The sequence below is a fragment of the Absiella sp. AM09-50 genome, from assembly GCF_003433845.1.
Classification (GTDB): domain Bacteria; phylum Bacillota_I; class Bacilli_A; order Erysipelotrichales; family Erysipelotrichaceae; genus Hoskinsella; species Hoskinsella hominis.
Window position 1 is genome coordinate 21,637 of record NZ_QVFI01000036.1, and the last position, 7,180, is coordinate 28,816.

The following is a 7,180-nucleotide window of genomic DNA, read 5'->3' on the forward strand; positions in this document are numbered from 1 at the left end:
GTTTATACTAAGCTTTTCTTTTCTTCATCAAAACTACGATAGCGCCTGCGCTAAGTAATAAGAAGCCAAATAGCAATCCTGCATGTGTATGATCTGCTGTATCTGTATTGTTGTTTATAGTTGAGGTATCCTTTGACAGAAGTGCGAATGTGCCATTACGAGAAGTATCAAATTCAATATAATCTTTGCCTTTGCGTGCAGGCAGTTCACTGACATTTCCATCTTTGTCAATCAAGATTGCCTTTACATCTTTCTTCAATAATTTCGCATCCACTTGTACACGGATTGTCATCTTGCCATCTGGTTTTACGTTTACACCATTTTTTAAGAAATCTAATGTAAATGCTTTTTGAATGGTATAATCTTTTAACAAGCTCTTATCGTTCATTTGATCGATTAGTTTTTGAATCTCATTCTGTGTGAATTCTTTTGTGATCAGCTGTGTACCTTCTTCAAATTTACCACTTGCGCTGATGGTTTCTGTATGATTTTTAATCGTCATATCTTTCACAACTGGTTTTGTGTCCGGTTTTTCATCTGGTTTTGTATCAGGCTTCGTGTCTGGTTTTGTTTCTGGTTCTACAATTACAAGTGCTTCTTTTGCGTCATGTAGTTTTATGACTGCCTGATTGACAGCTTCCTGTGTTGCATTTTTATCATCTAAGACTGATTTTGCGTCTGTGAGTACCTGCAACATGGCTTTCCATGATGCTTCCGTATAATCTTTTGCGTTTAATGCTTCTACTTCTTTGATTGTGGATTGTAATACTGTTGTATCTGCGATATGTACTAATGCATTCATTGCATTGCTTAATGATGTATACATATCATCCAGTTTGCTTTGTGTAGAAGAAGCATCTGTCACAGCTTTTTGTGCATCCTTTAATACGCTCATGAATAAAGACCATGATTTTGGTGTATAATCATTTTCTTTATAGTCTTTTGCTTCATTGATCAATGCGGATAATTTTGATGTATCTGCGACTACTGTCACAACTGCCTCTGAATGTAATCCAACTGCATTACGCATAGTGATTGTCGCAACACCTTCATGTACTCCGGTAATAATACCATCTTGAGAAACAATCGCAACATTTTCATCAGATGATGACCATACAATACCCTTTAATACTGTATTGTCAGGAATTTCAACATCCATTTTTTTCGTTTCGTTTACCATAACTGTTGTATCTTTTAATGTAGCTGTTTCTGCTACAGAAACGATACGTACAGGACGAATTTCTGCTAAGGAAGCAAACTTATTATGACCTTCTTCAATAGTTAATTCAATTGTCTTAGCCTTTACATTCTTATCTAATGTAACGGTAATAACAGACTTATTTCCCTGCAAATCCTTTGGTACTTGTATGTGTTCACCACTTGCTAAAACACTGCCATCTTCACCAAGGATACGATAACTGTATTGATGTACCAAGCCATTTTCATTTGCAGCTCTTTGTACAAATTCAAATGCATTGATTGTAGAAGGATTTTCCATCGTTACAGAAATGATTGCTGGATGATCAACACTTACCTCAAAGCCTTCACCGCTCCAATTAGAATGCCAATAAGTATTCAAATCACCATCAACAACAGCTTCTTTGATACCAGAACCTTTACCTTCTCCTGTTAATTCTTCTGTATTTGCGCTAACTGATAAAGAACCATATGTATCTTTATCAAGATGTTCAATTACTTTATCTGTTACAGTGATGTTAAAATTCGTCTTACTTCCATCAGATAATGTCGCAGTGATGATAGCTGTACCTTCACTTAATGCGATAACCTGCATGGTATTTGTATCTACTTTCGCAATCTCTGGATGATCACTTGACCATGTAATCTTATCTAAATGATTGCCAGTGATAGCACTTGTTTCACCTTTATATAGATCCGTATTAGCGATTTCCGCAAATTCTACATTCTGGTTTTCATAGATTTTCAGATTATCTAAAATGAAATCCATTTCACCATTACTGCCTTTTGTGACTTTATTTCCATTCTCATATAATCCAATCCAAGTCTGTCCACTATCAGATGCCATAAGGTCCATTGTCACATGTTGCGTCGTGCCACGTGCCTGTGCAAGGTATTGTGTACTTGTTGGTACTTTATACTCTTTATCATCTCCAACTACCATCGCAAATGCTTTATCTGCACCTGCCTGATAATCAAATTCTACCGTATACATCTTACCTGGTTCAAAACGATAGTTCTGAGGTAATGTCTGATAAATAATACCAGTATTTACACCATGATGTTTCAATGACCAATCGCCACCTAATACATCACTTGTAAGTTTACCATTCCATCCAGCTTGTGTATAAGGATCATGCAATTGAGATAAATGTGTCACAGGATCTGTGATTCCTTGTGCTGGTCCTAATACAAATGGATATAATCCTTGTACGACAGATTCAAAATCCTGCGTAAAACTGCCATCTTTCTGGAAGTTGTCTAATTTTTGTTTTACGATACGAATATCATCCATATATGTAGAACCTTCTCCGGCATCTCTTGATAGTGTCAGTTTTGCTGTATCAGATTCAGCTTTGAAGGCAACCTGCATACGCTGCATATTCGTACCATGTTTATTATCACATTGTACATAGTTTTTCGCTATAGAACGCAAAGTGTAATTTGTGACAGCGTCTTTTCCTGTATTTACAGTAATTGCGGCTTTCGCATCACTTTCATTATCAACATATACTTCTGCGACATAATCACTTCCAGGTGTTAATCCTGAAATCGTTGTTGTTACTTCTGAATTTGTATCAACAGAATTGAACGCAAGACGCTGATCGCCAGTATTTGCTATTTCCACCTGTACACCTTTTTGATCAATACTGCCACTCCATACTTCTGGAGATAATTTTGATGTATTGGCATACGCATTAAAGCCTGGATCTTTTACATAATCGCCTTCACCAAATGCTTTTACTGTTTTCGTACTTGCGCCTTTTGTCATAACATAAGCAGTCGCTGCTTTCGCATTTAATGTCACTTTGTTATTTACAACAGGAACATTGATTGCTTCTCCACGACCCTGATCAGATAATGGATACATGACAACATTGTCTAATCCTTGCCAACCATTTGGCAAATCCCAAGTTGTTGTGCCACCATCTAAATTCCAGTGATATAATTTTACACTGCCGTCTTCATCTGTCCATGGTAGTAAGTATGTAACATCATTCAATACTGTTTTACCATTTAATGTAATATTACGTTCAATATTAGAATCTTTACGTTGTTTTTCATTACGTTTTACGATAACCGTATCACCTGCTTTATTCTTTAAAGTGATTTGTTTTTCGTGATTTCCTACAGGAGATTCACCAGGTGCATAATTTTCCCAATCTGTTACCTGATAATGCTGAAGGAATTTTGTAGGAAGATTTTCATTAAATGTCTGTTTGATATAATTATTAAAGTCATTATTTCCACTCCAGCCTTCAAAGCCGTATAAACGATATCCACCTAATAATGGGTTATCTGCTGTACCGCCAAATTTTGGATAATTTAATACTTGTGAATCTCTTTGATCATTACGGATAAAACGTATAATATCACTATTGTATCCTTTTGCACTTGCTCCACCATATGTAGCATCTGTAGACCAGTGCTGCCATGTAGAATCATATTCTCCTTCATAACTGAATTCTGTAGAGAATCTCCATCCCAAAGAATTGATTTCTTTCGCAATTTGTCTTGTTTCCCATGCATCCTGATACCATACATCCAGATAAATGAAATCCATGTTGTCCTTTAGACTTTCTGCTTCCTTTTGAATCGTTTCTTTATCAGCATCTACGCTGCCTTGAGAATTTCCTACAGCATTTGGCCATATACGATCGTAATGATGTGTATTATTGATACGATCATATAGTTGTACGAAACGTTTCCATCTTGCCTGTGTAGCAAGATCCCATTGCTTATCAATTACCTGAGATTGGTCAAGCCATCCCCAGCCACCTGCAAATGGTTTTTGAAGCATGTTTTCATTAAATGATTTAGCTTCTGGATATGCTTCCTGTGCGTTTACATGAATACCAATTTCTGCGTCATTCTCATGTGCAATTTTGATTAATTTCTGGAAATCTTCAACACCACCTTCACGCTCTGCGATATCTGCATATTCAGAGTTTGCGGAATCATGTCCTTCATTGCCATAACCTTTCAACAATAAAGCCTGAGGCAATCCATCTGTTGCTAGTGAAACTTTTTTAATATTGTCAGCTGTTTTCAAAAATGGGTTTGGTGCCATACTTGCAAAATTCATAACAATACGATAGTTTACAAGATTTTTGATATCTTCAGAACCATAAGGCACATTCATGATATCACGGAATGCGATAGCACCATCATTCCAATCTACATCATTATCCCCATTGATATCTCCAGCGATTGCAACTTTCATGACTGGTAATTCACTGGTTGGATACGCAGGAAGATTTTTACGTTTTGCTCCACCTTTGTCGCCTGCTTCATAATAATATGGAGCGCTTGTCAAACTCATAGTATCCGCACCATTATTTAAGATGATACGTTTGTCGCCTTCAATTTCAGAGTTGCTGAATAAAGCAGCACTTAATTTATCATTTGTTAAGATACCATATAAATAACCATCACTTTGGGAAGGAATAAATCCCTCATCAAAACTTATAAAACGATCTCCTGTATCTGTTGTTAAATTAGAAGCTTTTGCCCCTGCAAAGTTAGCACTCTTATCTACTGCATCTACACTTAATAAATTCAAATCAGGAATATCAATCGTTTCAATTCTTAATTCAGTATCTCTTTTATTAACATTTAGAATCTGCCATGTCAATGTGTTTTTATCTAGACTGATTTTTACATCCATTGTAAGATTAACACCATCTTGGTTTACATCTAAAGAATATGTTCTGGATGTATCTGTTGTTTCTTTTACAGTTACCGTTGGTGTAAGTTTTTTGCCATTGATCATGATACTGTTTAATGCCGTTTCATTACCACGGAATATTGAACCATCATTCATGATATAACGTGCTACATATGGGAACTGTTTGCCAATATAAGCTGTCATATCACTTGTCTTTAATTGATCATAATCATCTAAGTTAATCTCTTCTTTTAAACTTAAATCTACATTTAATACCGTTGCTTCTTCTTTGACTGTAACACTTTGAGAATATGCTTGATATCCTGGTTTTGTGACTGCCATATTATAAGCTCCTGGTTCAATTGCTTCAAAGCTGTAATTACCTTGATCATCGGTTTTTGTCTGATTCAGATTCAGGCGTACAACAGCACCAGAAATTGGTTTTTTTGTATTTTTATCAACAACAGTTCCGTTTACAGGAAATAGTTCTGTATGTTTCTTTTCTACTTTTTGTCCATCACGTTCTGCACAGAATACCCAGTTATCTTCCATACAATCTTTGCCGTTTAATGTCATATCCGCAAAAGAAATTGTAGAATACCCATTGGTCTTAACACCAAATCTACTTTTATCCTGTACTAATTGCGCAAGTTTCATAAGGTTCTGATCATTCTTTGTGACTTTCGTACCATTCACAATTACTGTTAATGCTTCACGATCAAGTGAAATGCTTAAATTTAATTCCTCTCCAGGGATTAGTTCTGGCAACCCAGAAATATTAGGATAATTTCCTTTTCCATTCACGCTATATTGATAATACCATTTACTTGTTGGATCATAACCCACATACAGCCAATTACTATCATCTAAATAAATTGGGAATACACCCCAGTTATCACTTGGCTTTAATGTTAACGATAAAACTGAGCCATCTGTAAAGTGTTTGTCATTATCCAGCAATAAGATTGGCGCTTTCGCAGAAGAATTTCCATATGCATGTCCTCCGCCATTGTTTGCGCCGCCAGTAATGCTATACCATGTTCTGCCTTGCTGAGAAGGTTCTGGTTCAGGTTTTCCATCGTTAATCAAAACATCAATGGATGTTTCCCATTTTTGTCCCTCGGTAGTTTTATACAGCTTCCATGTATCATAATCACCATCTTGATATGTTTTATCACCAATTGTTACATCGCAAAAATCAATATCCGTGTATGATGTTCCATAGGTACCAGCACCGAATCCAATTTGTCCGGCCTGTTTTGCTAGATCTAAGAAGTCAGTATTTGATACCAATACTTCTTTTGTTTCCTTTGTTGTTGTATTTTCCACAGAAACAGTAAGACTCTGATCGGTATAAACACCCTTTACATTGATGATATCGTTTTTATTTACAGCAGGTAAATCTAAACCTGGATATCCTGATTTATTACCATTTTTAAATTCATAAAACCATCCAGTTGCGCCATCATATGCAACATAACCCCAATGGGTATCATCCACATATTTTGTTACAAAACGCAATCGGGTATCCGCCTTTTCACTTTCAAGTTTTAATTGAAAGCTAAAATTCTCGTTTGTGATATCTTTTTTATCAGATAAAACAAATGCCTCAGGTTTTACACTGCCAAAGTGTCCATTTGCATCGTTAGCGCCAGATACTAAATGTGCCATTTTCTTTGTAGATGATGCCGCAAAAACATTTGCTACACCACTCGTAAAAAAAGCACTAAATGCGACAGCCATGACAAGAAACACTTTGGATACTCTCGTTACAACTTTTTTCATAACTTTCCTCCTTTTCTAAAACCTTTCCAATAACAAATGGATAAGTTCCATCACTACAGAGTGTAGTCCTGAAAAATAGTGTTGTAAACGTTTCCAAACCATATCCTTAAGATTACTATAAATTTCTGCAAGATTGTTACAAAATAAAAACCATTATTATATAAATCAAAACAATATATATAAAACGATATTTTAATAAATTAATATATATTATTGAAAATTAATACTTAAAAAAGCAAAAAAACACTTATTTAAAATTTGCCATAAAAAGTTTAGAAAATCTATAGTATATCATTTACGAAGATTTGTTCAATTCTTTAATAACTACTTCTTTAATGTTCTCTGGAAGTTCAAGTATGTCTAATGCTTTGTTTACATCAACATCACAATTCTTCATTATTTTTTCTGTATGTTCGATTGCAGATTTGATTTCTCCTTGCTCGATGCCTTGCTTTAAACCTTGTTCTAAGCCTTGTTCTAAACCTTGCTCAAATCCTTCTTTCAAAATGCTCTCGCCAAGATTACACATAA

General features: G+C 35.4%; 1 protein-coding gene and 1 pseudogene. Both read right to left on the bottom strand.

Annotated features, from left to right (window positions below; all coding sequences use genetic code 11):
- Positions 1 to 7 precede the first annotated feature (7 nt).
- Positions 8 to 6,649, bottom strand: coding sequence for an endo-alpha-N-acetylgalactosaminidase family protein (locus tag DW114_RS19115; RefSeq protein ID WP_117455688.1), 6,642 nt, complete (start codon positions 6,647 to 6,649; stop codon positions 8 to 10).
- A gap of 295 nt (positions 6,650 to 6,944) precedes the next feature.
- Positions 6,945 to 7,180 (bottom strand): annotated as a pseudogene (locus DW114_RS19120) (hypothetical protein); the annotation flags it as partial.